This window comes from Streptomyces sp. NBC_00273, assembly GCF_036178145.1.
Classification (GTDB): domain Bacteria; phylum Actinomycetota; class Actinomycetes; order Streptomycetales; family Streptomycetaceae; genus Streptomyces.
In genome coordinates this window covers 1,529,687-1,556,561 of record NZ_CP108067.1, presented here as the reverse complement: position 1 = coordinate 1,556,561, position 26,875 = coordinate 1,529,687, and the positions used below count along the sequence as shown (strand labels likewise).

Annotated in this window: 21 protein-coding genes and 2 pseudogenes; 11 read left to right on the top strand and 12 right to left on the bottom strand. The window is 73.7% G+C overall.

Annotated elements, in window-relative coordinates; translation table 11 throughout:
• Nucleotides 1–102 precede the first annotated feature (102 nt).
• The gene (locus OG386_RS06645; RefSeq protein WP_328787228.1) at nucleotides 103–1,335 is read left to right on the top strand and encodes a molybdopterin molybdotransferase MoeA; all 1,233 of its coding nucleotides are present in this window, start codon (nucleotides 103–105) and stop codon (nucleotides 1,333–1,335) included.
• Nucleotides 1,336–1,644: 309 nt separating this feature from the next.
• Here the strand turns inward: OG386_RS06645 and OG386_RS06640 are convergent, their stop codons facing one another.
• On the bottom strand, nucleotides 1,645–2,307 hold the full coding sequence (locus tag OG386_RS06640) for a class I SAM-dependent methyltransferase (protein WP_328787227.1): 663 nt from the start codon (nucleotides 2,305–2,307) through the stop codon (nucleotides 1,645–1,647).
• A gap of 509 nt (nucleotides 2,308–2,816) precedes the next feature.
• Between OG386_RS06640 and OG386_RS06635 the strand changes: the two are divergent.
• Nucleotides 2,817–3,191, top strand: a pseudogene (locus OG386_RS06635) (M24 family metallopeptidase); the annotation flags it as partial.
• Between the two features lie 52 nt (nucleotides 3,192–3,243).
• On the opposite strand, the gene OG386_RS06630 reads toward OG386_RS06635, so the two are convergent.
• From OG386_RS06630 to OG386_RS06610, 5 genes are all read right to left on the bottom strand, one after another.
• A complete protein-coding gene (locus OG386_RS06630) occupies nucleotides 3,244–7,440 on the bottom strand; it encodes a bifunctional nitrate reductase/sulfite reductase flavoprotein subunit alpha (RefSeq protein ID WP_328787226.1) in 4,197 nt (1,398 codons plus the stop codon).
• A 175-nt stretch (nucleotides 7,441–7,615) separates the two neighbouring features.
• On the bottom strand, nucleotides 7,616–8,605 hold the full coding sequence (locus OG386_RS06625; protein ID WP_328787225.1) for a GDSL-type esterase/lipase family protein: 990 nt from the start codon (nucleotides 8,603–8,605) through the stop codon (nucleotides 7,616–7,618).
• Between the two features lie 103 nt (nucleotides 8,606–8,708).
• Complete coding sequence (locus OG386_RS06620; RefSeq protein ID WP_328787224.1) at nucleotides 8,709–9,287, bottom strand: molybdopterin-dependent oxidoreductase; 579 nt, start codon at nucleotides 9,285–9,287, stop codon at nucleotides 8,709–8,711.
• 337 nt (nucleotides 9,288–9,624) lie between these two features.
• Complete coding sequence (locus tag OG386_RS06615; RefSeq protein ID WP_328787223.1) at nucleotides 9,625–11,577, bottom strand: hypothetical protein; 1,953 nt, start codon at nucleotides 11,575–11,577, stop codon at nucleotides 9,625–9,627.
• A gap of 102 nt (nucleotides 11,578–11,679) precedes the next feature.
• Complete coding sequence (locus OG386_RS06610) at nucleotides 11,680–12,036, bottom strand: S26 family signal peptidase (protein WP_328787222.1); 357 nt, start codon at nucleotides 12,034–12,036, stop codon at nucleotides 11,680–11,682.
• A gap of 143 nt (nucleotides 12,037–12,179) precedes the next feature.
• Here OG386_RS06610 and OG386_RS06605 point away from each other — a divergent pair, with 143 nt between their 5' ends.
• On the top strand, nucleotides 12,180–12,683 hold the full coding sequence (locus OG386_RS06605) for a hypothetical protein (protein WP_328787221.1): 504 nt from the start codon (nucleotides 12,180–12,182) through the stop codon (nucleotides 12,681–12,683).
• Nucleotides 12,684–12,714: 31 nt separating this feature from the next.
• Here OG386_RS06605 and OG386_RS06600 read toward each other — a convergent pair.
• The 6 genes and pseudogenes from OG386_RS06600 to OG386_RS06575 form a co-directional block, all read right to left on the bottom strand.
• Nucleotides 12,715–12,981: pseudogene (locus tag OG386_RS06600) on the bottom strand (VOC family protein); the annotation flags it as partial.
• An 89-nt stretch (nucleotides 12,982–13,070) separates the two neighbouring features.
• Nucleotides 13,071–14,717, bottom strand: a complete 1,647-nt coding sequence (gene dacB, locus OG386_RS06595) for a D-alanyl-D-alanine carboxypeptidase/D-alanyl-D-alanine endopeptidase (RefSeq protein ID WP_328787220.1) — start codon at nucleotides 14,715–14,717, stop codon at nucleotides 13,071–13,073.
• 85 nt (nucleotides 14,718–14,802) lie between these two features.
• Complete coding sequence (locus OG386_RS06590) at nucleotides 14,803–16,239, bottom strand: carotenoid oxygenase family protein (RefSeq protein WP_328787219.1); 1,437 nt, start codon at nucleotides 16,237–16,239, stop codon at nucleotides 14,803–14,805.
• Between the two features lie 105 nt (nucleotides 16,240–16,344).
• A complete protein-coding gene (locus tag OG386_RS06585; RefSeq protein WP_328787218.1) occupies nucleotides 16,345–16,722 on the bottom strand; it encodes a hypothetical protein in 378 nt (125 codons plus the stop codon).
• Between the two features lie 100 nt (nucleotides 16,723–16,822).
• A complete protein-coding gene (locus OG386_RS06580; RefSeq protein WP_328787217.1) occupies nucleotides 16,823–18,337 on the bottom strand; it encodes a cytochrome ubiquinol oxidase subunit I in 1,515 nt (504 codons plus the stop codon).
• A 116-nt stretch (nucleotides 18,338–18,453) separates the two neighbouring features.
• Nucleotides 18,454–19,533 (bottom strand): hypothetical protein, encoded by a 1,080-nt coding sequence (locus OG386_RS06575; protein WP_328787216.1) that lies wholly within the window; start codon nucleotides 19,531–19,533, stop codon nucleotides 18,454–18,456.
• Between the two features lie 174 nt (nucleotides 19,534–19,707).
• On the opposite strand from OG386_RS06575, the gene OG386_RS06570 reads away from it, so the two are divergent.
• The 8 genes from OG386_RS06570 to OG386_RS06535 all read left to right on the top strand — a co-directional run bounded on the left by OG386_RS06570 (nucleotide 19,708) and on the right by OG386_RS06535 (nucleotide 26,874).
• Nucleotides 19,708–20,124, top strand: coding sequence for an Ig domain-containing protein (locus OG386_RS06570; protein WP_328787215.1), 417 nt, complete (start codon nucleotides 19,708–19,710; stop codon nucleotides 20,122–20,124).
• 72 nt (nucleotides 20,125–20,196) lie between these two features.
• Complete coding sequence (locus tag OG386_RS06565) at nucleotides 20,197–20,814, top strand: nucleoside/nucleotide kinase family protein (RefSeq protein ID WP_328787214.1); 618 nt, start codon at nucleotides 20,197–20,199, stop codon at nucleotides 20,812–20,814.
• Between the two features lie 207 nt (nucleotides 20,815–21,021).
• On the top strand, nucleotides 21,022–21,684 hold the full coding sequence (locus tag OG386_RS06560) for a hydrolase (RefSeq protein WP_328787213.1): 663 nt from the start codon (nucleotides 21,022–21,024) through the stop codon (nucleotides 21,682–21,684).
• Nucleotides 21,685–21,689: 5 nt separating this feature from the next.
• Complete coding sequence (locus OG386_RS06555; protein ID WP_328787212.1) at nucleotides 21,690–22,193, top strand: DoxX family protein; 504 nt, start codon at nucleotides 21,690–21,692, stop codon at nucleotides 22,191–22,193.
• Between the two features lie 130 nt (nucleotides 22,194–22,323).
• Nucleotides 22,324–23,154, top strand: a complete 831-nt coding sequence (locus OG386_RS06550; protein WP_328787211.1) for an alpha/beta fold hydrolase — start codon at nucleotides 22,324–22,326, stop codon at nucleotides 23,152–23,154.
• An 86-nt stretch (nucleotides 23,155–23,240) separates the two neighbouring features.
• Complete coding sequence (locus OG386_RS06545) at nucleotides 23,241–24,194, top strand: alpha/beta hydrolase (RefSeq protein ID WP_328787210.1); 954 nt, start codon at nucleotides 23,241–23,243, stop codon at nucleotides 24,192–24,194.
• Nucleotides 24,191–26,107 carry an amidohydrolase gene (locus OG386_RS06540; RefSeq protein WP_443053118.1) on the top strand — a complete coding sequence of 639 codons (1,917 nt, stop codon included), beginning with the start codon at nucleotides 24,191–24,193 and terminating at the stop codon, nucleotides 26,105–26,107. The genes OG386_RS06545 and OG386_RS06540 overlap by 4 nt, the downstream gene beginning before the upstream one ends.
• 41 nt (nucleotides 26,108–26,148) lie before the next feature.
• The gene (locus tag OG386_RS06535) at nucleotides 26,149–26,874 is read left to right on the top strand and encodes a hypothetical protein (protein WP_328787209.1); all 726 of its coding nucleotides are present in this window, start codon (nucleotides 26,149–26,151) and stop codon (nucleotides 26,872–26,874) included.
• Nucleotide 26,875: the final 1 nt, after the last annotated feature.

The following is a 26,875-nucleotide window of genomic DNA, read 5'->3' as shown; positions in this document are numbered from 1 at the left end:
CCGGGCTTCACACCCGCGTGACGCGGCGGGTGAGCGGATCGGAGCGCAACCGCAACCCTCCCGGGGGGATTGCGGAAACGCCCCGGGTCGACAGTCGTGTTCATGCCTCCGACGACCGCACCCGCCCTCGTGCCCACGCCCGACCCCGCCGTCGCGCCCCGGGTCCCGGCACGGCCACCGGTCGTGTACTGGGCGCGGGCCCGGGTCCTGGCCCACGGCGCGGCACGCCCGCTGCCCGCCCGTACGGTGCCCCTGCGCGACGCCGCCGGACTCACCCTGGCCGACGGCCTGCCCGCCCTTCAGCCGCTCCCGGGCTTCGACACGGCCGCGATGGACGGCTATGCGGTGTCCGGCACCGGCCCCTGGCGGGTGCGGGCCGTCGTCCGCGCGGGCGCGCCCTGGGCGGGCGTGCTCGGCGCGGCGGAGTGCGTGGAGATCTCCACCGGGGCCGAGGTACCGGCCGGCGCCCGCGCCGTGTTGCCGCTGGAGTCGGCGGTGACCACGGACGACGGCCGGGTGTCCGGCCCGCTGCCGCAGCCGGGCCGGCACATCCGGCGCACGGGCGAGGACGCCCCCGCGGCCCGCCGTCTCGCCCCCGCCGGCACCGGGATCGGTCCCGCGCTGCTCGGACTCGCCGCCTCGTGCGGCCACGACACCCTGCCGGTGCGGCCGCGCCCCCGGGTCGGCGTCCTGGTCACCGGCGACGAGCTGGCTCACGCGGGGGTTCCGGCTCCCGGCCGGGTGCGCGACGCCCTCGGGCCGCTGCTCCCCGCGCTGGTCGCCGAATTCGGCGGCGAGACCGAAGAGGTGCGGTACGTCCCCGACCGGCCGAGCGGGCGGCTGGCCGCGGCCGTGCACGCGGTGCGGGGCGCCGACATCGTCGTGGTCACCGGTTCCACCTCCGTCGGCGCCACCGACCAGCTGCGCCGACTGCTGGACGATGCCGGGGCGCGGATGGTCGTCGACACGGTCGCCTGCCGGCCCGGTCATCCCATGTTGCTCGCCGAACTGGCCCCGGACCGTTGGGTGGTGGGGCTACCGGGCAACCCGTACGCCGCCCTGGTCGCCGCCCGTACCCTGCTCGGCCCCCTGATCGCGGGCCTGTCCGGACGAGCCCTCGGCCCCCTGCCGTGCGTACCGGTGCACGGGCGGGCGCGGCCCGCCCCCGGACTGACCCGGTTGGTACCCGTGGCCTGGGACGGCGGGCGGGCGAGGATCGCCGACGGGCACCGCGCCGCCTTCCTCCAGGGGGCCGCCGTGGGCGACGCGCTCGCCGCGATCCTCCCGGACTGGACGGACGGCGCTCCGGCGCCCCTGGTCCTGACGGCCCGCTGACGCCCCGACCGGCGGCTCGTCAGACGAGGTCCAGCAGCCGCTTGTACGAGCCGCCGAAACCGCCGGGCCCGACGACCGGATGGACCTCCAGGATCCGGTCGAGGGATCCGCCCCGACCAGATGACCGCAGTGCCATCCGGCCACCGTCCAGCCCGCCTCGGCGGCGAGCGCCAGGAGCTCGGCGTGCGGCCCCCCGCCCGTGAGGCGCGGATCGGCGAGCGCCGAACCGAGTTCGGCCCCAGGGCGCGCAGCCGTTCGTCCATCCGGTCGGGTACTGACATCGCGTTCTTCCTCTTCCCCCGGTTCTTCCTACGGGGTCGCGCGCACGATCACGAGCGATCCCTCGTAGGTCGGCCGACGGCGCAGGTGGCCGAACTCTTCGTCCCAGGCACCGGACTCCAGGTCCGCGCGGAGGGTCCGGTCGAAGTGCTCGCGGACCCGGTCGTCGACGAAGCTCCAGGCCGAGCACGCCTGCCGGGCGGCCGGGTCGAGCAGCGTCTCCGGGCGCCCGTAGTAGGCCTCGTTGAACCCGTCGGTGCAGTCCAGGGGGATGGGCACGGTCTGGACCGTGCCGGAGCCGCCCAGGGCCGAAGCCAGCTCCTCGACGGTCGGGTGGCGCAGGGCCTCGGTGTCGAGGACCTCCGGCGCGTACCGGTACAGCCAGAAGTCCCTGACCACGTCGGGGTCACAGGTCAAGATGACCACCGGCCCTCGGGTCACGCGCCGCATCTCGCGCAGCCCGGCCCGTACGTCGGGCCACTGGTGGACGCCGAACAGGGTCATCGCCGCGTCGAACTCGCCGTCGGCGAAGGGCAGGTCCTCGGCGACCGCGCCGACGTCGAGAACGGTCCGGGAGTCGCCGAGGGCTTCGGCGACGAACCGGGCGATGCGCTCGTCCGGGCGGCGGTGGGGGGAACGGTCAGTGGAGAGCGAGCCGATGGCTCCGCCGCCGTACGGGGTCCGTGTGGTCATACGGTGTTGCCTCGCCTTGTGAGCAGGAACGGGGGAGGGGGCCGCACGCCGGCGGTCGTGCCACCGGGTGCGGGTGTTCGTGGGGGTCCTACGGCCAGAGCCGGAAGCGTTCCCAGCCGTCCCCGGCCCGCTCGTAGCGGAGCCGGGCGGCACGGGCCCGCGCAGGCGGACCTGAGGGCCGGGCTCGGGCCGGTAGGAGGTGAGCGCGGCCCGCGGGCGGACGGCGCTGCCGTGGTCTCCCTCGCCCACCATGTGACCCCCTCCGCCTGCAACCTGTCGACACCATCCTGCATCTGCGGCTGATGTTCGACAATCACCTGGCAAATGCTCGTTCGAATCCCCAGATCGCGCTGCGCTTGAGTAGGCGGGATTGGAGGTGTCGACATCCCCGCGCGTTCGCGGGAGGGCTTGCCCATGCTCGTAGGCACGCGTAGGCACGCGTGAGCACGCGCGGGCGTGCCGCCGGGGCGGACCGGGCCGCGCGCCCACTACGACGGAGGGAAGCCCTCGTGACGCACGGAACGACGGACGTGCCCGAGGGCAGGCGCGTCCACGGGCTGGTATCGGCGCAGGAGAAGGCCATCGCACTGTTCGAGGAGGTGCAGGCGCGCGGGCTCGTGGCGCCCGGGCGCGGGGAGCACGAAGTCGGCGACCTGATCCGCGACCTGGCCGACGAGATGTTCGGCACCACCAAGCACGGGCACGAGCGGATCGTCCGGTCCGGCCCCAACACCCTGTTGCCGTACCGGGAGACCCCGCCCGACCGGATCACCGCCGCCGACATCGCCGTCGCCGATTTCGGTCCGATCGTCGAGGAGTACGAGGAGTACGAGGAGTACGAGGAGTACGAGGAGTACGAGGCGGACTTCGGCCGTACCTACGTCTTCAGCGGCTTCTACGAGCAGCTCCTCGACCTCGCCTGAGCACCCCGCGCGCTCAGTACACGTCGCGGCCGTACCGCTTGGCGGCGGAGAGCTGCTTCAGGTACGCGGCGGCCTCGTCCGCGTCGAGGCCGCCGTGCGTCATGGCTATCTCGCGCAGCGCCCGGTCCACGTCCTTGGCCATCCGGCTCGCGTCGCCGCACACGTAGAAGTGGGCGCCGTCCTGGAGCCAGGACCACAACTGGGCGCCGTGCTCGCGCATGCGGTCCTGGACGTAGACCTTGGTCCGCTGGTCGCGGGAGAAGGCCAGGTCGAGCCGGGTGAGCGTGCCGTGCCGGTGGAGTTCCGCCAGTTCCTCGCGGTAGTAGAAGTCGGTGGCGCGGCGCTGCTCGCCGAAGAACAGCCAGTTCCCGCCCCGGTGGCCGAGCGCCCGGCGGTGTTCGAGGAAGGCCATGAACGGTGCGATGCCGGTTCCCGGACCGACCATGATCGCCGGGGTGTCCGAGCCCGCCGGCGGGCGGAAGTGCGCCGAGCTCTGCACGAACAGCGGTACGGGCGTGCCCGGTTCGGCGTCCGCGAGGAAGGCGGAGGCGACGCCCTTGCGGTGGCGCCCGCCCGGCCCCTCGTAGCGCAGGACCGAGACGGTCAGGCTGACCCGGCGGGGGTCGACGAGCGGGCTGGAGGAGATCGAGTACAGGCGCGGTCCGAGGCGCCGCAGGCGCTCGGCCCACTCCTGGGCGCCGATCCGGACCGGGAACTCGGCCAGGACGTCGACGGGCTGGCGCCCCCAGGTCCACCGGGCCAGGCCGTCCTTGTTGTCGGGGCGGGTCAGCTGCTTGAGCGTGCGGTCGCCGGTGTGCTCGGCGATGAAGCGCAGCAGGTCGGGCGTGAGCCGGGTGATGTCCAGGTGCCGGTGCAGGGCCTCGGCGAACCGCATGGGGTCGCGGCCGGGTACGGCGACCTCCGCGTCCGCGGAGAGGCTGGTGGCGGCCAGCCATTCGGTCACCAGGGCGGGGCAGTTGACCGGCTGGACCCCGAGGGCGTCGCCCGCCTCGTACGCCGGGCCGTCCTCGCCCAGGTCGAAGGTGAACCGGCGGACCTCCTTGGCGGCTCCGGGCAGGCTGAGCAGCCGGTTGCCGGACAGCCCGGCGGTGTGGGGGGAGTTGCGGTCCGCCGCGGGTCGTCGCCGCGCGACGGGCTCCGGGTCCGGGGCGGTCGCGAGCGCCCCGCGCACCTGCTCCAGCCAGCGTCCCGCGGGCTCCTCGTAGTCGGGCTCGCAGTCCACGCGGGGCAGCAGGCGCCGGCCCCCGAGCTCTTCGAGGCGCTGGTCGAGCCGGCGGCCGTGGCCGCAGAAGGCGTCGTAGGTGGAGTCGCCGAGGGCGAGCACGGCGTACCGGACGTCCTGGAGGCGGGGCGCGTCGGCGGCGGTGAGGGACTCCCAGAACGCGGCTCCGTTGTCCGGCGCGTCGCCGTCGCCGAAGGTGCTGGTGATGACCAGCAGATCGGTGCCGGGCGTCAGGGCGGCGGCCGTGCAGTCCGCCATGCCGTGCACGCTCGCCGGGGAGCCGCTCCCGGTCAGGGCCGCTCCGACGGTGGCCGCGAGGTCCTCGGCGTTGCCCGTTTGCGAGGCCCACAGGATCACGGTCTGCCGGGCCGGCCGGTCCGGGGCGGCGGGAGCGGTGACCGGAGCGGCCGGGGGAGCGCCGGCCAGGGCGGCCGCCGTACGCGAGTACGTGCCGGCGAGGACGCCGTCGACCCAGAGCGCGTGTCCGGCCTCGAAGGGGGCACCGGCGGGCAGCGAGGGAACGCCCGGACCGGGCGGGGCGGAGGCGAGCCCGGCGAGGAAACCGGCGAGGTACTGGCGCTCCCGGTCGGAGAAGGCGGGCGGGGTCCGGTCCTCCAGCCCGAACACGGAGGCGAGGGCGGCCGTCGCGGGGACGGCCGAGGGGGCCGGCGCGGGACGAGCCAGTGTGGCGGTGACGAGGCCGGATCCGGGTCCGGCCCCGGCGGCCCCGGATCCCGCGCCCGTGCCGGCCGGCAGGGCCGCCACGGGGACCGGGGCCCGTGTCTTGGCCAAGGTCACCGCGCACATCTTGAATCCGGGCTGGAAGGAGAGCGGGTCGACGGCGTCGTCGGTGACGGCGTTGACACTGAGGTACTCGCCGAACAGGTCGTTCCAGTGGAAAGGGGCGAAACAGTTCCCGGGCCGGACCCGGTCGGTGACGACGGCGGGCAGCACGGCCCGCCCGCGCCGGGAGGCCACCTCCACCCCGTCGCCCTCCTCGATGCCGAGCGCGGCCGCGTCCTGCGGGTGGATCTCCACGAACGGTCCGGGGTTGAGCTTGCCCAGCTTGGCGACCTTGCCGGTCTTGGTCAGGGTGTGCCACTGGTGCTGTAGGCGGCCCGTGTTGAGCACGAACGGGTAGTCGTCGTCGGGGAGTTCGCCGTCCGGCAGGTGCGGACGGGCGAAGAAGACGGCCCGTCCCGTGGAAGTCGGGAAGACCAGATGGGGGCGGGTGCCGTCCGGGCGCTCGGCCAGCGTCTGGCTGACCCCGTCGTTGAGGTAGCGGACCGGGTTGCGGTCCGGCCCGCCCGGGGCGGCCGGCCACTGCACCGGGCCCGAGCGCAGCCGCTCGTACGTGACCCCGCGCAGGTCCCAGCCCGTCTTCGGGTTCCAAGCCTGCCGGAGCTCCTCGAACACGTCCTCGGCGCAGGTGTACGTGAAGGCCTCGGCGAACCCCATCGCACAGGCGACCCGGGCGATCAGCTGCCAGTCGGGCAGGGCCTCGCCGGGCGGGCCGGCGGCCCCCCGCACCAGGGTGAGGTTGCGCTCCGAGTTGATCATCACCCCGTCCGCCTCGGCCCACAGCGTCGCGGGCAGTGCGATGTCGGCGTAGGCATTGGTCTCGGTCTCCGCGAACACGTCCTGGGTGATGACGAGCTCGGCGGTCTCCAGCGCCTTGATCACGGTGCTGCGGTTGGCGACGGAGGCGACCGGGTTGGTGCAGATGATCCAACACGCCTTGATCTCGCCGGCGGCCATCTTCTCGAACATCTCGACGGTGCCGCGGCCGACGTCGGTGCGCAGGGTGCCCTTCGGCACGCCCCACAGCTCCTCGACGTAGCCGCGGTCCTCCTCCACCAGGACCGAGCGCTGGCCGGGCAGCCCCGGTCCCATGTAGCCCATCTCCCGTCCGCCCATCGCGTTGGGCTGGCCGGTGAGGGAGAAGGGGCCGCTGCCCGGGCGGCAGATGGCACCGGTGGCGAGGTGCAGGTTGACCAGGGCGTTGGTGTTCCAAGTGCCGTGGGTGGACTGGTTGAGGCCCATGGTCCAACAGCTCGTCCACTCGCCCGCCTCACCGATCCAGCGGGCGGCCAGCCGGATGTCGGCCTCCGGTATGCCGGTGATCCGGGAGACCCGGTCGGGCGCGTAGTCCTCCAGGAAGGCGGGCATGTCCTGCCAGCCCTCGGTGTGCTCGGCGATGAAGGCCGGGTCGGTCCAGCCGCCCTCGACCAGGAGGTGCAGCAGGCCGTTGAGCAGGGCCAGGTCGGTGCCCGGCCGGATCTGCAGGAACAGGTCCGCCTTGTCGGCGGTGGCGTTGCGCCGGGGATCGACCACGATCAGCTTGGCACCGGAGGCCTTGACGCGGTCCATCATCCGCAGGAAGAGGATGGGGTGGCAGTCGGCCATGTTGGCGCCGATGACGAAGAAGGCGTCCGCCCGATCGAAGTCCTCGTACGAGCCGGGCGGTCCGTCGGCGCCGAGCGAGAGCTTGTAGCCGGTGCCCGCGCTCGCCATGCACAGCCGCGAATTGGATTCGATCTGGTTCGTCCGCAGGAAGCCCTTGGCCAGCTTGTTCGCCAGGTACTGGGCCTCCAGGGACATCTGGCCGGAGACGTAGAGCGCCAGCGCGTCGGGGCCGTGCGCGTCGAGGATCTCCCTCAGGCGCGCGGCCGCCTCGGCGACCGCCGCCTCCACGGCGGCGGGGGCGGGCCCGGCGCCCCGCTCGCCGCGGATCAGCGCGGTGGTCAGCCGGCCCGGCGCGGCCATCATGTCGGCGTGCGTGGCGCCCTTGGTGCACAGGCGCCCGGCGTTCGCCGGGTGCTGCTTGTCCCCGACGGCCTTGGCCACCGTACGGCGGCCGTCACGGTCCGTGGCGATGTCCAGGACGATCCCGCACCCCACCCCGCAGTAGGAGCAGACCGTACGCACCCGCTGCCCGGTCGCGGCCTTCGCCTCCGCCTCCGCCACAGCAGACCTCCTCGCGCCTTCGGCCGACACCGCACCGGTCCGCGCCGCTGCGGCCGTGTGCAGGTCGGTCCCGTTGCGCCCCACCTTAGGAAGCCCCTGTTGCGCGCAGGTGACGGGCGGTGCCCCCCGGGGGTTACAAGCGGCTTCGCCAAGATCACCACGGGCGGTGAGGTGGTCAGCGGCCGAGCGCGTCGAGGTGCTCGTAGAGCGCCCGGTGCCCTTCGGCAGTGGGGTGCAGACCGTCGACGAGCAGGTCGCTCCGCTCCCGCAGCGGCTCCCACAGGTCGAGGAGGTCGATGTGGTTGGCCCCGCACCAGGCCCGCAGGAAGGCACGCAGGGCCAGCGCGCGCGCCCGGGTGAAGCGCAGGCCCTCGTAGTCACGGGTGCGGTCCTCGTCGAGCCAGGCGGGTCCGGCGACGACGAGTCGAGCGTTGTGGTCGAGGGCGGTGGCGGCCAGCGCGTCGAGGCTGCCGGTGAGCTGCGCGAAACCAGCGGTCCCGTCGGCGTGGGCGTGGGAGTGGGCGTCGGCGTCGGAGTCGGAGTCGGCCACGGACTCCGCGCCGGCGAGCGGCACGGCGGAGTCGTTGATGCCGGCGGCGACCAGGAGGGTGTCGGGCCGGCGGGCCGCCAGCAGCGCGGGCGTCTGCTCGCTGACGTCGGCGAGGGTGCTGCCGGGGACCGCCAGGTTGAAGAGCCGGCGTTCGGCCTCGTTCCCGGCGATGTGGGCCGCCGCCAGGTGGCCCGCCCAGCCGCCCCGCGGGTCGCAGCGTCCGTAGGCGATGCTGTCGCCCACGATGACGATCCGCTCCGCCGGGCGCAGCGGCTTCGCGTCCAGGTAGGCCCAGGCGCTCTCGCCGGAGGAGAGGACCACCCGCCGGCGGGTGTAGTCGTCGACCTCGTAGGCGTCGGCCGCGGCGAGTTCCTGGTCGGTGAGGTGCAGCACCGCGCCGTCGACCGAAGCGCCGAGCCTGCGCTCCAGGATCAGGTGCACGTCGAGCCCGCTGGCGGCGATCACGGCCGGATCGGTGATCTTCAGGGGGCGGGTGGTGTAACCGGCCAGCGCGGCCGGGGAGGTGGGCACGGCCCTGCCGAAGAGAGCGGTCTGGACCCGCTCGTCCCTCAGCGTGCCGAAGGAGAACAGGGTGTGCGTGCGTGATGTGGTCACAGCGAGCCGCGGGGCCTTTCTGCACGGAGGGTCAGGAATTCACCCTATCGGCCGACGGCTGGCGGACGGAGCCGAGTTGCGGACCACCCCTCCTGGGAGCGGACTACTCCTCCTGGTAGGAGTGGCGCTGCTCCTTCCAGGGGTCGCCGACGTTGTGGTAGCCGCGCTCCTCCCAGAAGCCGCGACGGTCGGCGGTCATGTACTCGACCGCGCGCAGCCACTTGGGGCCCTTGTAGCCGTAGAGGTGCGGGACGACCAGGCGCAGCGGGAAGCCGTGCTCGACGGTCAGCGGCTCCCCGTTGTGGTGGGTGGCCAACAGGGTCCGGTCCGAAGCGAAGTCGGAGAGACGGAGGTTGGCGCTGTACCCGTACTCCGCCCACGCCATCACATGCGTGACCTGCGGGGCCGGCGGCGCCAGCTCCAGGACGGTGTGCGCCGCGATGCCGAAGAACTCGTGGTCCGTGGAGGTCGGGCCCGACGCGCAGTGCAGGTCGGTCTCGATCGTGACGCCGGGCAGCGCGGAGACCTCGTCGAAGGTCCAGGAGTACTTGCCGCCCGTGGCGGTGGCACCGAAGACCTGGAAGTTCCAACGGTCGGGACGGAACTTCGGGACGGGGCCGTAGTGCGAGACGGGCCAGCCCTTGGCGAGGCGCTGTCCTGGAGGGAGCGGTTCGGTTCCCACGGGGTGCTGGTCCTCTTCCGGTAGCGACGGCGGGATGGCGGCACGGCGGTTGCGTTCCGCGTCGCGAGCAGTGCCGTACGAGGATCCTGCCAGGAACGTCACCGCCATCCGCCCCCGCGGCACGGCTGGCGGAGACCGCCCGGACCGGACCCGGCCGAACCGGGTGCACATCGTGAACCGCGCATGTGCCTCGACCGGGCAGCACCCGTGTCGGGATCGACGGTGGCCGTCGACGCCGGCGGGCCTGACCATCGCGCGCACCGTCCTGGCGACCCACCGCGTCGCCCGCGCGCTCGACCGGCCGTCCTGACCGGCCCGCCGCTGGCCGGACGTCCCGTCACCGGTCGCCGAGCAGCGACAGGTGGGCCCGTGCGGCCTCCCGCAGGACATCGTCGTCCAGGGGGCCGCGGCGCCCGTAGGAGATGATCCGGCGCTCGGAGTCCGCCCAGGTGCGCAGGTGGGGGCGGATCTCGTCCGGCGTGACGCCCAGTTCGGCGAGCGCGGCCAGGGCCGCCGGCAGGGGGGCCGCGCGCTGCGCCCCGTCGCCCGGCCGGGTACGCACCAGGTCGGTCAGGGCGGGCACGCACCGCGCGTACGGGTCCCCGGTGATCCGGTGGTGGACCTCCGCCGCCGACAGCCGGGTCGCGGGCGCCGGCTCCTCCAGCGCCGCCTCGACGAGCGGGAGCAGGGGGCGGCCGGCCGGGCCGAGGTGCCGGGCCAGGGCGAGCCACGTGACCGGCCCCTGCGCCATCAGCGCGAGCGCGGGTTCCGACGGCCCACCGAGGCGGGCCAGGGCCACGGCAGCCGCGATCTGGTTCCCCGTCCGTGCCGCTCCCCGGTCCTGGCGCGCCCACACGTCCCAGGAGTTGTGCGCGTCGGCGGGCGGTTCGTACCCGTCCGGCTCGCGCGCGATCTCCGTCAGCGCGGCCATCACCTCAGGCGTGGCGCCCCCCGCCTCGGCGAGCGCCGTCGCCGCCGCCCAGACGTGCCTCCGTGCCCGCAGCAGCGCCACCAACTCCGGGCGGAGCGCGCCGGTGACGGCCGGCGAGAGGGCGTCGAGCGCCGGGTTCGCTTCCCGTAGGTGCGGGGAGCGCAGGACCGACCGCCACAGGTCCAGACGGCCGGTCGCGGCGGCCAACTCCCCGAGGACGTCGGCGTCGTCCTCGCCGTCGGGCACGGCCCCCGGCTCGTGGCCGGGGAGGAGGCCCTCCACCCGCTCGTCCCCGAGCCGGCCGAGGAGCATGCGCGCGGACCGGGACCGGTAGTAGTCCGTACCCGAGCCCGTGTCCCGGGCGTGGGGCAGCACTTCGGCGGCGATGCCGGGCCGGTCGACGTGCCGGACGTACGGGAGCAGTTCCCCCAGAACGCGGAACGTGTCCCCGTGTCCGTACGGCAGGGCGCTCACCAGCAGCGCGAAGGCCTCCTCCTCCCGGTCCCGCCACGTCGACGCCAGACGCGAGGCCAGCTGCGTTCCCTGCCGGCCGTGGTCGCCGGCGGCGATCGACCGCCGGGCCACGACCGCCATGACCCCCGCGTCGGCATCGAGGACCCGGACCGTGCGGCTTGCGGGATCCGGGAGTCCGGCGAGGAAGGCCCGCAGCCCGTTGCGGGGCGGGGGACGGGCGCTCGCCTCCGCGAGTACCTCGACGAGATCCGCCGGGTACGGGGTACCGGCCTCCTCCAGCAGCAGGGCGGCGGCCCCCTCGCGCACCAGCGGCTCGGGATCGGTCAGGGCCCCGGCCGCCCACCGCCGGACCGCGTCCGAGCGGAGGGCGGCGAGCGCCGAGAAGGCGTCGGCCCGGACCATCCCGTCGGGGTCCTCCTCGTACCGCCGCGCGAGGCGGTCCCCCACGTCCTCACCCACCAGGGCGGCGAGGGGCGTGAGGCAGACGACCGCCCGCCGGGTCTCGGGGTCCGGGTCCTCCAGGAACCGCAACAGGGCGGGGAGTTCGGCCAGGACCAGGTCGAAGACGACCGCGTCGTCCTCGGTGCGCTCCGTCGATCCGGGCCCGCGCCCGTCGGTGACGTTCGCGAGCCAGTGGATCAGTTCCGCCCGTACGCGGGGCACGTGCGCGGCCGCGTGCGCGAGGAACGGGATCGCGGCGAGCGTGGCCGAGTACACCTCGGCCCAGCGGGTCAGCACCCACAGCGAACGCACCCGCTCGCGCGCCGACCGCCCGTCGTCCGCGTACAGCGCCCGGATGATCCGCGGGACGTTCGAGGCGTCCTCCCGCATTCCGTGCCGCAGCGACGCCCAGTCGACGGAGTCGAGTTCCTCGGGTGGTCTCATGATCAGAACGGTAACCCGCGCGCCCAGGAGGGTGAACGGGGTCGCGGGGCGGGGCACTCGCGCGCCCGGACGGCGAGCGGAGACTCCATGCGCCGCGCCGCGTCAGGCCCCTCGAGCCGCACGCGTCTTGTCCGCGGCGCCCACCCGGGGGACACCGTCGACCGACGTACAGATGCCGAATACGCGCTCGTGGCCGGTCCAGCCGTTCACCCGGCCCCGATTGTTGCTGATCTGCACCCGCTTCCTCGCCGGGTCCACGGCCGACACCAGGTGCAGGTACACCGTCCCGGCAACACGGGCGAGGACGATGTCCCCGGCCTTCAGCTTCGACGGGTCGACCGGAGCGACCACCACCCGCTGACGACTGCGTATCAACGGGACCATCGAGGAACCGGTCGGCCGGAACTCCACGGTGGCTCCGCCGGCGACCCTGGCGGCCACTGCGTCCAATGCACCCATCCGTGGATGCTCGCAGATCCGGCCGAGTGACCCCATCGATTTACGCCCGCCCCCGGTACGGCGTCCGCCCGGTGTGTCTACGACGGTCCGTCCCCGGCGACGGGTATGGATGGTGGGTCGGGGACGAGAGCGGGGAGCGGCACGTGACGGCGATGGTCGGACTGTTCTGGGTCACTCCGGACGCGGTGTACGTGGGGTCGCCGCCGAACGCCGTCGGAGTCGGCGTCCGGCTGACCGCCGGAGGCTTGGAAGCGATGGACCCCGACAGCCCCCGGGCCTGGACCTGGGCAGAGCTGCGTTCCGCCGTGGTCGAGGACGTGCCCGGGCACAATCCGGTGGGCCGTGCGACGAAGGCGCTCGGCGCGATGATCTCGGCCGCGATCGGAACGGACTACCTCGGTGAGGGGCCGCCGGAGATGACGCTGCGCCTGGAGACGGAGGAGGGTGCGCAGGAGGTGACCGTCCACGCGGCGGCGGCCGGCTACCCCGCCGAGGAGGCACGGCTCTCCCAGGACCTGCTCGACCGCTTCGTGGCGGGAACCGCGGACCCGCGGGCCGTCGAGGCATGGGGGCGGGAGCACGCCCTGGAGGGCACCCCCGAGCCGCGGGCGCGGGAAGCCCTGCTGCACGCCTGGGCGCAGCAGTAGCCGTAGCCGTAGCCGCAGCCGGTCCCCCCGCTCAGCCGAGACAGAACTCGTTGCCCTCGACGTCCTGCATGTTGAGGCACGACCCGTTGCCCCCGTCGGCAAGCAGCAGTTGCCCGCGTACCGCGCCGAGCGGGACCAGTCGTGCGCATGCGGCCTCGAGTGCGGCCAGGCGCTGCGCACCCACCAGTCCCGTGCCGACGGGTACGTCCAGATGCCCCCGGTTCTTGACGGCCTTGCCTTCGGGAACGCGCTGGAAGAACAGCCGCGGGCCCCCGTCCGTGGGATCGGTGGACGCGAACGGGGTCATGCGTCCGCCCGGGCCGGCCCCGGCCGACCTCGCGAACATCGTGTGCCCGCAGGTGAGTTGTGACCACGGGAGGCAACCGGTCAGGGCGAGGACGACTCCTGGAGGTAGGCGGCGATCATCGCGAGGTCGTTGGTGATGGCCAGCACCTCGGTGGGGTCGGCGCCCGGTGTGGAGGCGCCGTTGACGCCCGCGTAGAAGGTGTCGAAGCGGCCGCCGCCCTTGTCGAGGTAGCCCGCGATGGTGATGGCGCCCACGGCCAGCCTGTCGTTGAGGGCGTCACCGCCGACGGCCGCGCCGGTCTTGGCGAACACCTTCCCCCGGGCCGGACAGCTTCGACAGTTCTCGGCCAGCAGCCCGTCGACCCCGAGGATGGGCAGGGCCTCCCGGAACAGCCGCGCGTCCGGGGTCCGTTGCCAGTACGCCAGCATCTGCACCAGCACCTGCGGCGTGGCCCGGTCGGCGGGGTTGCCGCCCCGGCCGTCCATCAGCTGCGCCTGCTCGCGGTCGACGCCGGCCTCGTCGAGGAAGTCGGCGAGCACCGGGAAGCCGGCCGGGCACTGGTCGCTCTTCGCGGTGACGGCGAGCAGGCAAATGCCCAGGTTGGCGCCCAGGTTGTGGCTGACCTTGAGGATCAGCTTGGCGTACTGGGCGTAGGGCGGGGAGGTGTACGCGGCCACGCGCGGGCGTCCGTCGTAGTCGCGCGGCAGCCGCCCCACCGGATTGGGGCCCGACGGGTCGGCGGTGACGTGCACCCCGGCGCGTTCGAGGGCCTCGATCAGCGCGACGCGGCCGAAGGAGGCCGGGTCGCCGATCGGCGAGGTGCGCAGCAGCGGTGCGGAGTCCGCCGCGATCGTCCCGGTCAGGCGGATCCGGGTGCCGCCGTCGCTGGCCGTCACCGTGACCGCGGTCGGCTTCCCGGCCGCCACGGTCTTCACCGCCGAAGTGACCTGGTAGGGCGCGACCTTGGGCCGCCAGTCCAGCCGGGCGTCCGCGCCGGGCCGGTCCCCCGGGGTGGTCATGAGGTCGATCAGGTTGTCGTTGATGATCAGGGGCGTCGGAGTGGGGACGAGCTCCGGGTCGGGGACGAACAGCCGGCTGTCGACGATCACGTCGCCGTCGACGCGGGTGATCCCGGAGTCGTGCACCTGTCGGGCGAGCCGGTCGATCCCGGCGAGCGGGTTCTCCGGGGTGAGGGTCGCGCCGGGGAAGTCGTTGGCATAGGTGTGGTCGAGGTCGGTGTAGGCGACCGTGCCGTCGGGCCGCGTCCGGCCGCCCATGGTGAGGTCGCCCTGGGCGACGAGGTCGAGGTCGCCGGTCAGCGTGGCACCGTCGCGCGCGCCGACCGCGTAGAGCGGGGTCACGAAGCGGTGGTCGGCGCCGAGGGTGTGCCACGGGCCCGAGACGCTGATCAGCTTCGCGGTGGATCCGGGGATGAAGAACTGCTCGGGGAAGAGGCTGTGCACCACGCGGCCGCTCTCCGGGTCGGTCTGCAGCAGGCCCCACTGGGCATTGCGGTAGTCCGGCTTGCGCATGATCTCCGTGATGCGCGGGTCGAGGCCGGCGAGTCCCGTGTCACCGGTCGCGGACGGGGCGGTCGCGGACGGCGAAGGGGTCGGCTCCGCTCCGGTCGCGGTACCCGAGGCGAGGGCGACGAACAGCAGGGCGGCACAGGCGACGGCCGTACCGCGCCGCAACGGTGCCGGTGCGGGGTGGATCGGTCTGCTCACAGCGCGCTCCGTTCGTCGCGGCTGTCTCTCCCGAGGCCAGGAAACAGCGTGGCACGGCCGCGCCGCGCCGGCGCGCCGGGCGGTCTCACTCCTCGGTCGGTAGCCAGCAGCCGTGTAGGCCGAGCGGGACGCGTACGGGGATGCGGGCGCGGGCGACCGGGCCCGAGGCGGGATCCTCGGCGGGGATGACCAGGAACCAGCTCGAACCGTCGGTGCGGTCCGTGGCGAAGGTCAGCCAGTGGCCACCCTCCTCGGAGCCGGTCCCGGAGCCCGGCGCGGGAGCGAAGACCGGCTCGCCGACGGACAGGTCCCCGGCCGGCCAGACCCGGGAGGTGCCGCTCTCGACGTCGTACCAGCGCACGGCGTCGAACTCGCCCGGCAGCAGGTCCGTCCGCCCGGTTTCGGTGGCCAGCGCGGTGTACCGGTGGCGCCGCCCGATGCGCCGGTCGTCGACCCGTGGGAACTCCACCCGGGAGTCGTCCAGCGGGGTACGGACCATGCTGCCGGCGGCCGGGTCGAGGCGCGCCCGCACCAGGCCGCCGCTGATCGGTTCGCCGTCCCCTTCCGGGCCGCCGACGGTGAGCCTGCTCCACTGCACGTAGTCGAGGACCACCGGGGCGTCCGCGCCCGGGCCGTCGTCGTACGCGTTCACGGTGTGCCACGTCCAGAAGGCCCCGTCGGCCGCCCAGCGCACCGGTCCGCCGTCGCGCGGGATCAGCGCCACCCGGGTGCCGCGTTCGGGACGCCAGGCCAGGAAGGAGCCGCCGCTCATGGCTGCGGCGAGGTCGAAGAAGGCCGGGGCGAGGACGAGGACGGCGTAGCGGGCGGTCAGGGCCATGTCGTGGATCATCATCGGCTCGTCCACCCCGTCGACGGGTGCGGGCCCGCGGTGGACCGTGCCGTCGCGGTCGATGACCGACCAGGTCAGGTAGGGCGGCTCCAGGCCGTAGCAGAAGACGACCATCTCGCCCGTGACCGGGTCGACCTTCGGGTGGGCGGTGATGCCCGCGGGCAGCACGCCGCCGAAGTCCTCGCGGCCGAGCGTCGCCAGTTCGGTGTCGATCCGGAACGGGCAGGCCGACTCGGCGAGGGCCAACAGGCGGCCGGCGTGCCGGACGACGTTGATGTCGGGCATGTCCCGGAAGGTGCCGGCGAGCTCCGGTCCCACCTGGTCGGCGTCCGGCATGATCATCGATTCGAGGCCGCCCCACAGGGCGCGGCCGGCCCGTTCCTCGGCCAGCAGCGCGGGGGTGCGTACGAAGCGGTTGCGGTAGCGGGCCCGCCCGCCCGAGAGCCACACGCCGTGCAGCATGCCGTCGCCGTCGATGGGGTACAGGTACGAGCCGATCGGCGTGAAGCGCGGATTGGGGCCGTTGCGCAGGTACAGGCCGTCCAGGGTGTCCGGCAGCTCGCCCGTGACCTCCAGGTCCGCGACGTCGACCTCCTCGGACACGGGTGCGAAGGACCCCAGCAGGTGGGGGACGCGGGTGGGGTCGAAGCGGGGTGGCACGTAGGTGTTCACGGGACCTCCCGGTGCGCGCTCCTCCGTGGGCGCGCGGATACGGCACCTTCCAGTGAAACGCGCGCCGGGTGAGGGTGCCAGGCGGCTCCGCCCTGCCCGCCCTGCCTAGGCGGACGTGAAGAGTTCCGGTTGCGCGCCGTCGAGGACGAACCCGTTGTCGAAGCGGACGCGGACCGTCACACGGAGCTTCTGCTCCTGGAAGGCGATCCACGCCGGTTCCAGGGAGGCGACCTGCTCCTGGAGCTGCTTCCGGCTCCCCTCGGGCATCTGATGGCCGAAGGAGTCGAGGAGCGACTTAAGCCGCTCGTACTCGCGGACGTCCTCTCCGCTCTGCGGCCGGTGCTCGTCCACCCGCTCGACGGTGCCCCCGGTGCCCGAGGCCAGGGCCAGGAACCCGGCGACCGCGTCCCCCGCCGTCGTGAGCGAGCCGGTCAGCGTGAGGTCCGCGGCCAGCTTCACCCGTAGGCCTTCGTTCAACGTCATCGATCCTTCATCTCCCCGGTCGGTGCACGAGCCTATCGGTGGCTCGCGCTCCGGGGCCGACCGGCATCGGCACCAGCACCGGCATCGGCACCGGGACCGCTCAGTACGAGAACGCCAGCGGCCGGTCGTGGTCGTCGTGGTCGCCGCCGATCCGGGTGGGCGGGTCGAGCTCGTGCGGGGCCGGTTCGGAGGGGCCCGCCCGCACGGCCCGGACCATCAGCGTGATTTCGATCGCGGCGAGTACCGCGTACAGCGCGGTGTAGGCCGTGAGGGAGGCGATCACTTCGCCCTGGGACACCTCGGGGGACACGGCGTCGACCGTGCGCAGGAGCCCGTAGACCACCCACGGCTGGCGGCCCGTCTCGGTGAAGATCCAGCCCCAGGAGGTCGAGACGAGCGGGAAGGCCAGGGTCCACAGGGTCAGCCACCAGTACCAGGCGGCCGCCCTCGGGGGGAGCCGGCGGCCGCGGGTGGGCGCGAGCTGCGGCACCTCGTCCTCGGTGGTGCGCAGGGCGGGCCGGAGCAGGAAGCGGCGCCGCGTCAGCCACAGGCCGATGAGGCCCAGGCCGAAGGAGGCCATGCCGAAACCGATCATGAAGCGGAAGCCCCAGAAGGCGACGGGGATGTTCGGGAGGTAGTCGCCGGGGCCGTAGCGCGCCTCCTCGGCGGCGGCGGTGTCCTTGATCCCGGGGACGTAGGCGGTGAAGTCGCCCTCGGCGAGGTAGGACAGCAGCCCGGGGATGGACCATTCGACCGTGTTGTGACCTTCGGACACGTCACCAATGGCGAAGACGGAGAAGGGCGCGGAGGTCTGGCCCTCCCACAGGGCTTCGGCCGCGGCCATCTTCATCGGCTGCTGCTGGAACATGACCTTCGCCAGCGCGTCCCCGCTGAGGGCCACGAGCAGGCCGGAGAGGGCCAGGGTGACCAGGCCCAGGCGCAGCGAGGCCCGCATCACGGGCACGTGCCTACCGCGCCGCAGGTGGAACGCCGCCACGCCCGCCATGAGGGCCCCACCGGTCAGGAACGCGGCGGCGAGGGTGTGGTAGACGACCACGAGCGTGGTCTCCTGCGTGAGCACGGCGAGGAAGTCGGTGAGTTCGGCGCGCCCGGTCTCGGGCGAGATGGTGTAGCCGACGGGATGCTGCATCCACGAGTTGGCCGCGAGGATGAACCAGGCGGAGAGCAGGGCTCCGACGGCCATCGCCCAGGCACAGGCCAGGTGGATCCGCTTCGGCAGCCGGTCCCATCCGAAGATCCACAGGCCGATGAAGGTCGATTCGAGGAAGAAGGCGATCAGCGCCTCGAAGGCCAGGGGCGCGCCGAAGACGTCGCCGACGAACCGCGAGTACGTCGACCAGTTCATCCCGAACTGGAACTCCTGCACGATGCCCGTGACCACGCCCATCGCGACGTTGATCAGGAACAGCCGGCCCCAGAACGTGGTGGCCATCAGGTAGGTGCGCTCACCGGTCCGCACCCACGCCGTCTGCAGGACGGCCACGAGCACGCCGAGGGAGATCGTCAGCGGTACGAAGAGGAAGTGGTAGACGGTGGTGATGCCGAACTGCCAGCGGGCCACCGTGTCGGGCGCCAGAGCCAGGTCCCACGGCATCCTCGTCCCCTCCTCCGCGCACGGCCGCTGCTTCCTGCGGGGCCACTCTGCCCGGCGCACGGGGCACCCGGGCGGTCAGGGGCGGTCGACCCGCGCGGGGTTGCCCCGGACGGTCGTCAGGGGCGGGCCGCCACGTGGTCGGCGACGGCCTCGTGGGTCAGGTGGAGGCCCGCCCGCAGGACGGCGTCGTGCCGGGTGGGGTGGGCCGCGCGGTGGGCGAGGTCCAGGGCGCGGGCCCGGTCGAGGTCCGCGGCGCAGTCCCCGCCGCGCAGGGCGGTGTCCACGGTCCGGGCGGTGGCCCGGACCAGCGGGGCGAGCTCGCGCAGGGCGGTGTCCGACCCGCTTCCGGGAGGCGGGGCGCAGCCGTCGGTCCGGGCGCGCTCCCGGAGTTCCCCGGTGAAGTACTGGAGGGTGAGGGCGGTCCGGGCGGCGAGCCTCAGCCGCTCCTCCAGCCCGTCCGGCGGCCGTTTCGGCGTACGGAGGTACAGCCGGGGGAGCCGGGTGCGTCGAGCCGCCCGCTCGTACGCCGCGAGGCCGTTCCGCGGCCGCAGCCACAGCTCCGCGTCCTCGGGGAGCCCCCGGGCGGTGGGCGGTCCGCCGGTGCCGAGCCGGGCGGCGACCGTGCCGAGGAGGTCATCGAGTTCGCCCCGGTACGTGCGCAGGCCGGCGGCGGCCGACCGGTACGGGTCCGGCGGCCACAGCAGCGGCCCCAGCAGGACGACGGCGGCGATGCCGACGGCGCTCTCCGCCAGGCGGGCCAGGGCGTAGCCGGGGAGGGCGGTCGCGTAGATCACCAGCGCGCTGACCAGGACCTGCTGGTTGGGGGCGCCTCCCTGGTACATCAGGTACATGCCCGCGCAGCCGCAGGCCAGTACGGCGAGGAAGGACACCGACGCGGCCGCCGACACCGAGGTCACCGAGGAGGCCGTGGGCGGCGGCAGCCAGTGCAGCACGAGCGTGGTCAGCGCCACGCCCACGACGACGCCCACGAGCCGCTCCCAGCCCCGGCGCGGGGCGTCGTACACGTCGTCGCGCAGGATCAGTACGGCCGGCAGGGCGGCCGGCACCGGAACCGTGCTCGTGCCCCACCACAGGCAGAGGAACCAGGGCACGGCGGCGCACACGGCCAGGCGGGCGGCGGAGCGCAGTCGTGCGCGGGGCGGCGGGTCGAGCGGGACGGGGACCGTACCGGGCATGGCGGACATCGTAGGCCCGGGCGGCCGACCGCGGCGCCATCGACGGGACGGCCGGGCCCGCCTATGATTCCGACGCGCCACGCACCTCGAACATGCATACCCACAACGGGCGATGGCGGTCTCCGGGACCCGTACCGGAAACGCCGTCCTCGCCCGACGAGTTCGGAGGTCCTGTTGAGCACACGTACACGCACCCCGCGCAGACTGGCGGCGCTGGCCGTCGGCCTGACCGCTGTCCTGGCAGCGTCGGTCGGTCCGTCCGTCGCCGCGCCGCACGGCTCGACCGGCCCGGCGGTGACCCGCACGGTGGCCGCCGCCCCGTCCGTGGTCAACCCGGGCAACCAGGTGTCCCTCCAGTACGACTCCGCGTACTTACCGATGTCCGCCACCGGTGGCGCGGCTCCCTACACCTGGTCGGCGGTCAACCTGCCGGTCGGTGCCTCGATCAATCCCTCGACCGGCCTGATCTCGGGCCTCCTGCGCGGCAGCGGCATCCGTACGGTGACCGTCACCGCCAAGGACGCCACGGGTGCGACCGGCTCCGCCACCTTCACCTGGCGCGTGATCCGCGACGCCTGTCCCCGCTGCTGACCGGCGGCCCGGCGCCCCTCTCCGGGTCGCGGGGAGGGGTGCCGGGCGCTGCCCCTCGGGCAGGATGTGCGGATGGACACGACGGAAGCGGTATCGAGGGCACGGACGCTGGCCACCACGGGCGAGCGGCGCGTCCTGGGCATCGCCGGGCCGCCGGGGGCCGGAAAGTCGACACTGGCCGCCCGGCTCGCGGACGCGCTGGGGCCGGAGCGGGCCGTCGTGGTCCCGATGGACGGCTTCCACCTCGCCCAGGCCGTGTTGGACCGCCTGGGCCGCGCCGACCGCAAGGGCGCCCCGGACACCTTCGACGCCGCCGGCTACGTCGCCCTGCTGCGCCGGCTGCGCGCACCGCACGGACCCACGGTGTACGCGCCCGCCTTCGACCGCTCCCTGGAGGAGCCGATCGCGGGCAGCGTCCCCGTGCCCCCGGACGTACCGCTGGTGATCACCGAGGGGAACTACCTGTTGCACGACGCGGGGGAGTGGGCCTCGGTGCGCCCCCTGCTGGACGAGGCCTGGTACCTCGCCCCGGCCGAGGACCTGCGCCTGGAGCGGCTGATCGGCCGGCACGTACGACACGGCAAGGACCCCGCGCACGCGCGCGCATGGGTGGCCCGCTCGGACGAACGCAACGCCCGCCTCGTCGCCCTCGGTCGCCACCGCGCCGACCTCGTCCTCGACGCCGACTGACGGCGCCCGGCCGGGCACGCGCGGTGGGCCTGGCGCACGCGGCGGGTCGGGTGCGCGCGGCGGATCGGCGTCGTGCGCTCCCGTGCCAACACCCGTGCACGGTAAGGAAAGTCGGGCGGCCACGGCGTCCGTAGTTTCGGGGTGTGCCGGGCCGCGGGATCGATCGCGGACGGCGATGATCCATAGTGCTCCGGGAGGACACCCCCCATGTTCGACATCAGCAAGGTCCAGGCCGCCCCGAGCGCGGACCTGCTCACGCCCGACAACGCGGTCATGCTCTTCGTCGACCACCAGCCGCAGATGTTCTTCGGTACCGGCAGCGGTGACCGCGCCGCCATCATCAACAGCACGGTGGGCCTCGCGAAGGCGGCCAAGGCGTTCGACGTGCCGGTCGTGCTGACCACCGTCGCCGCCGAGTCCTTCTCCGGTCCGCTGCTGCCCCAGCTCGCCGACGTGTTCCCCGGACACGAGGTGATCGACCGTACGTCGATGAACGCCTGGGAGGACGAGGCGCTCGTGGCGGCCGTCAAGGCGACCGGACGCAAGAAGATCGTCCTGTCGGGCCTGTGGACCGAGGTCTGCCTGGTGCTGCCCGCCCTGTCCGCACTGGAGCAGGGCTACGAGGTCTACGTGGTCTCCGACGCCTCCGGAGGCGTCAGCCCGACCGCCCACGAGCACGCCGTCCAGCGGATGTTGGCCGCCGGGGCCGTGCCGGTGACCTGGGTGCAGGTACTGCTGGAGCTCCAGCGGGACTGGGCGCGCCAGGAGACGTACGGCGCCGTCATGGAGGTCGTCAAGGCCCACGCCGGGGCCTACGGCCTCGGCGTCGTCTACGCGCAGGCCGTCATCGGCGAGCACACGGCCGGCTGACCCCTTTGGACACCGGCATCCTGATGTTGCGTCTGCTGGTGGGGCTGCTCGTCGCGGCCCACGGGGTGCAGAAGGTCAGCCGGCACCTGGGCGGCAAGGGCCTCGACGGAGGCGCGCGCGAGTTCCGCGCCGACGGTTTCCGCGGCGGCGTCCTCACCGCCCTCGCAGCGGGCGGCGGCCAGATCGGCTCGGGCCTCCTGCTGGCCGCGGGCCTGCTGACACCGCTCGCCGCGACCGGCGTCATCGGGGTCATGACCGTCGCCCTCACCGTGAAGTGGCCCGGCGGCCTCTGGGTGCAGAACGACGGCTACGAGTACCCCCTGGTGCTGATCGTCAGCGCCGCCGCGCTCGCGGCCACCGGACCCGGCGCCCTCTCCCTCGACGCGGCGATCGGCCTCACCCCGTACCCGCTGTGGTGGACGGCCCCCGTCCTCGCGGCGGGCGTCGGCAGCGGCCTGCTCACCCGGCTCGTCCTGCACCGAGCCCCGGCCGCCACCGACCACGGCTGAGCCCCCCGCCACACGGACCGGGCCCGGCCGTCCGCGCATACCCCTGTGCGCCGGCCGGCCGGGCCCACCCGACCCCACACCCATGCACCACCCGTACCACCCGTACACATGCGAAAGAGGAGCACCACCCGTGCCGTACATCAAGGTCGCAGAAGGTCGCACCGCCCCCGTCGAGCTCTACTACGAGGACCACGGCACCGGACAGCCCGTCGTGCTGATCCACGGCTGGCCGCTGAGCGGAGCCTCCTGGGAGAAGCAGACCGCCGCCCTGCTCGCCGCCGGCCATCGGGTCGTCACCTACGACCGGCGCGGCTTCGGCCGCTCCGACCAGCCCGCCGACGGCTACGACTACGACACCTTCGCCTCCGACCTGAACGAGGTCCTCACCGCGCTCGACCTGCGCGACGCCGTCCTGGTCGGCTTCTCCATGGGCACCGGCGAAGTGACCCGCTACCTCGGCACCTACGGCAGCGAGCGCATCGCCAAGGCCGTCATGATCGGCGTGGTGCCGCCGTTCCTGCTGGAGACGGACGACAACCCCATCGGGGTGGACGGCGGCGTCTTCGAGGGCATCGAGGACGCCATCACCGCCGATCGCTTCGCGTTCATGAGCTCCTTCTTCGCCGACTTCTACAACGTCGACGTCCTCGGCGGCGAACGCATCAGCGAGGAGGCGGTCCGCGCCAGTTGGAACGTGGCCGTCGGAGCCTCCGCCAAGGGCACCCTCGACTGCGTCCGGGCCTGGCTCACCGACTTCCGCGACGACCTTCCCCGGATCGACGTGCCCACGCTCATCATCCACGGCGACGCCGACCGCACCCTGCCCATCGAGGCCACGGCGATCCCCCTGGCCAAGAGCATCGCCGGCGCTCAGCTCACGGTCGTCCCCGGCGGCCCGCACGGCCTGACCTGGACCCACGCCGCCGAGGTCAACACCGCCCTGCTCGCCTTCCTCCGCTGAGCACGAGCACGAGCACGGCCACGGCCACGGCCACCGCAACGGCCACGGCCACCAGCCCCCGATTCCCCCACCGAAGGAGAGCCCCCATGTCCGAAGAGCCGGTACTCGAACCCGCCGCCCAGGCCTTCGCCCACGCCACCGCCCAGCCGCCGTACCTGTACCAGATCCCCGTCGCCGACGGCCGCAAGGCCGTGGACGACGTGCAGAGCGGCGAGGGCGTCGCCCTGCCCGCCGTCGACGAGGAATGGATCACCGTCCAGGGCGGCCCCACCGGCGACGTCCGCACCCGGATCGTCCGCCCCCGCGGCTTCAGCGGCCCGCTGCCCGTCATCCTCTACCTGCACGGCGCGGGCTGGGTCTTCGGCAACGCCCACACCCACGACCGGCTGGTCCGCGAACTGGCCGTCGGCGCACGGGCGGCCGTGGTCTTCCCCGAGTACGACCTGTCGCCCGAGGCCCGCTACCCGGTCGCCATCGAGCAGAACTACACCGTCGCGCAGTGGGTGGCCCGCGAGGGACGCCACAAGGACCTCGACGGCTCCAGGATCGCCGTCGCCGGCGACTCGGTCGGCGGCAACATGAGCGCCGCCCTCACCCTCATGGCCAAGCAGCGCGGCGACGTCCACATCCTCCACCAGGTCCTCTTCTACCCGGTCACCGACGCGGCCTTCGACACCGACTCCTACGCGCAGTTCGCCGAGGGCTACTTCCTGCGCCGCGACGCCATGCGCTGGTTCTGGGACCAGTACACGACCGACGCGGCCGAGCGGGCGCAGATCACCGCCTCCCCGCTGCGCGCCACCCTCGACCAGCTCACCGGACTGCCGCCCGCCCTGGTCATCACCGCCGAGGCCGACGTCCTGCGCGACGAGGGCGAGGCGTACGCCGCCCGGCTGCGCGCCGCAGGGGTGCCGGTCACGGCCCTGCGCGTCCTGGGCACCATCCACGACTTCGTCATGCTGAACGCGCTGCGCGAGACGCGGGCCGCGTCGCTCGCCATCGGCCAGGCCGTCGAGACCCTGCGCGAGGCCCTGGCATGACGGCCCCGGTCGGTACGACGAGCATGCCCGTGTCCGGGCTGGGCCCCACCCGGCGCCCGGAGGATCCGGCGGCCGGGCGCCCGGCGGCGGACCTGCTCGTGCGCAACGCGAAGGTGTACACCGGGGACCGGGCCCGGCCCGAGGCCCGCGCCGTCGCGATCCGCGACGGCCGCATCGTGGCCCTCGGCGACGACCACGACCTCGCCGGGCTCGTGGGCCCGGCGACCCGGGTGGTCGACGCCCTGGGCCGTCGCGTGGTCCCCGGCCTGAACGACTCGCACCTGCACGTCATCCGGGGCGGCCTGAACTACGTACTGGAGCTGCGCTGGGACGGCGTGCGCAGCCTGCGGCAGGCGCTGGCCATGCTGCGCGAGCAGGCCGGCCGCACCCCCAAGGGCCAGTGGATCCGGGTGGTCGGCGGTTGGACCGCCGAGCAGTTCGCCGAACGCCGGATGCCGACCGTGGCCGAGCTGAACGCCGCCGCGCCCGACACCCCGGTGTTCGTCCTGCACCTCTACCAGTCGGCGCTGATGAACCGGGCCGCCGTGCGGGCCGCCGGATTCACCCGCGAGACCCCCGACCCGCGCGGCGGCCAGATCGTCCGGGGCCACGACGGCGAGCCCACCGGGGTCCTCCTGGCGGCGCCGGGCGCGCTCGTCCTGTACTCCACCCTGGCCAAGGCGCCGACCCTGGACGCGGCCGACCGGCGGACCTCGACGCGGCACTTCCTGCGCGAGCTGAACCGCTTCGGGCTGACCTCGGCGGTCGACGCCGCCGGCGGCTTCCAGAACTTCCCCGACGACTACGCCACCGTCATCGACCTGGCCCGGTCGGGGGAGCTGTCGCTGCGCATCACCTACCACCTGTTCCCGCAGACCGCCGGGCAGGAGCTCGCCGATCTGAAACGCTGGACCGCTACCGTCAAGCCGGGGGACGGCGACGAGTGGCTGCGCCTCGGCGGCGCCGGCGAGAACCTGACCTGGGCGGCCGCCGACTTCGAGAACTTCTCCGAGCCCCGCCCGGCGCTCGCCGAGGGGTACGAGGCCGAGTTCGAGCAGGCCGTCCGGCTGCTGATGGAGAACGGCTGGGGCTTCCGGCTCCACGCCACCTACGACGAGACGATCCGCCGCGACCTGGCGGTGTTCGAGAAGCTCGCCGCCGAAGGGCTCTTCCCCGGCGGGAACCGCTGGCTCTTCGACCACGCCGAGACCGTCTCGGCCGACAGCCTGGACCGCATCGCCGCCCTCGGCGGCGCCCTCTCCGTGCAGAACCGGATGTCCTTCCAGGGGACCGCGTTCCTCGACCGCTACGGCGCCGAGGCCGCCTCCCACGCCCCGCCGGTACGCGCCATGCTCGACCGGGGCCTCACCGTCGCCGCCGGTACCGACGCCACGCGCGTGTCCTCGTACAACCCGTGGGTCTGCCTGCACTGGCTGGTGACCGGCCGCACCGTGGGCGGTACGCCGCTCCACCCGGCCGGGACCTCGATCGACCGGGAGACCGCGCTCGGCCTCTACACCCGGGGCGGTGCGCAGCTCACCGGCGAGGAAGACGTCAAGGGCGTGCTGCGGGAGGGTTGTTACGGAGACCTCGCGATCCTGTCGGAGGACTACTTCACCGTGCCCGAGGCCGCGATCCCCGACATCGAGTCCGTGTGCACGGTCGTCGGCGGCCGCATCGTGTACGCGACCGCCGAGTACGAGGGCCTGGACGAGCCGCTCCCGCCGGTCAGCCCGCAGTGGGCGCCGGTGGCCCGCTTCGGCGGGTACCAGGGGGGCGGCGGCGTACGCCAGGCCGAGCAGATGGCCGAAGCCGTCGCCGAGTCCGAACGGCACCGGCTGTGGCGACAGGCGCGCGGATCGGCGCCCGAGACGCCGTCGCAGCCCTTCGTCGACCCGTGCTTCGCGCACTGACCCACGGCACAACGGAACAACGGAACAGGGGAACCCACCAGATGAGTACGGTCCCGGGCAACACCGCCGCGGGCGCCCCGGACGGGGCACCGCCCGGGCGCCGCCACGAACCGGACCTCCGGGCGATGACACGGATCAACCTGCACCCCATCGCCTCACCGATGCCACTGGGCTTCTTCACTGTGGCGATCGCCTCCGTGATGACCGGCTGCCTACAGCTCGGGATCTTCGAGGCCGCCGACCGCAGGGCCGTCGCCCTGTGCGTGCTGCCCGCCTTCGCCCTCCAACTCCTGGTGAGCTTCCTCGCGTTCGGCGCCCGGGACGTGATCGCGGCCACGCTCATGGGCACGTTCGCCGGCAGCTGGCTGGCGTACGCCCTCGTGACGGGAACCGGTGCGGCCGGCGGACACCGGGTGCTGGGCGTGTTCAACCTGGCGCTGCTGTGCTTCGGGGCGCTGATGGCCCTCGTGACCCGGCCCAAGCGGGCCCTGTGGCTGGTCATCGTGGTCTCCCTGCCGCGCTGGGCGGCCACCGGCCTGGCGGGGCTGACCGGGGCCGAGTGGCCCGGACAGCTGGCGGGAGCCCTCGGCCTCCTGGTGGCCCTCGTCGCCACCTACGCCGCCTTCGCCCTGATGCTGGAGGATATGCGCGGCGAACAGGTGCTGCCGATCGGCCGCAGTGGACCCGCCCACACCGCGGTCGAGGGGGACCTCGTCGTGCAACTGCGGAACCTGGAACGCCAGGCGGGAGTACGGCGCACGCTGTGAG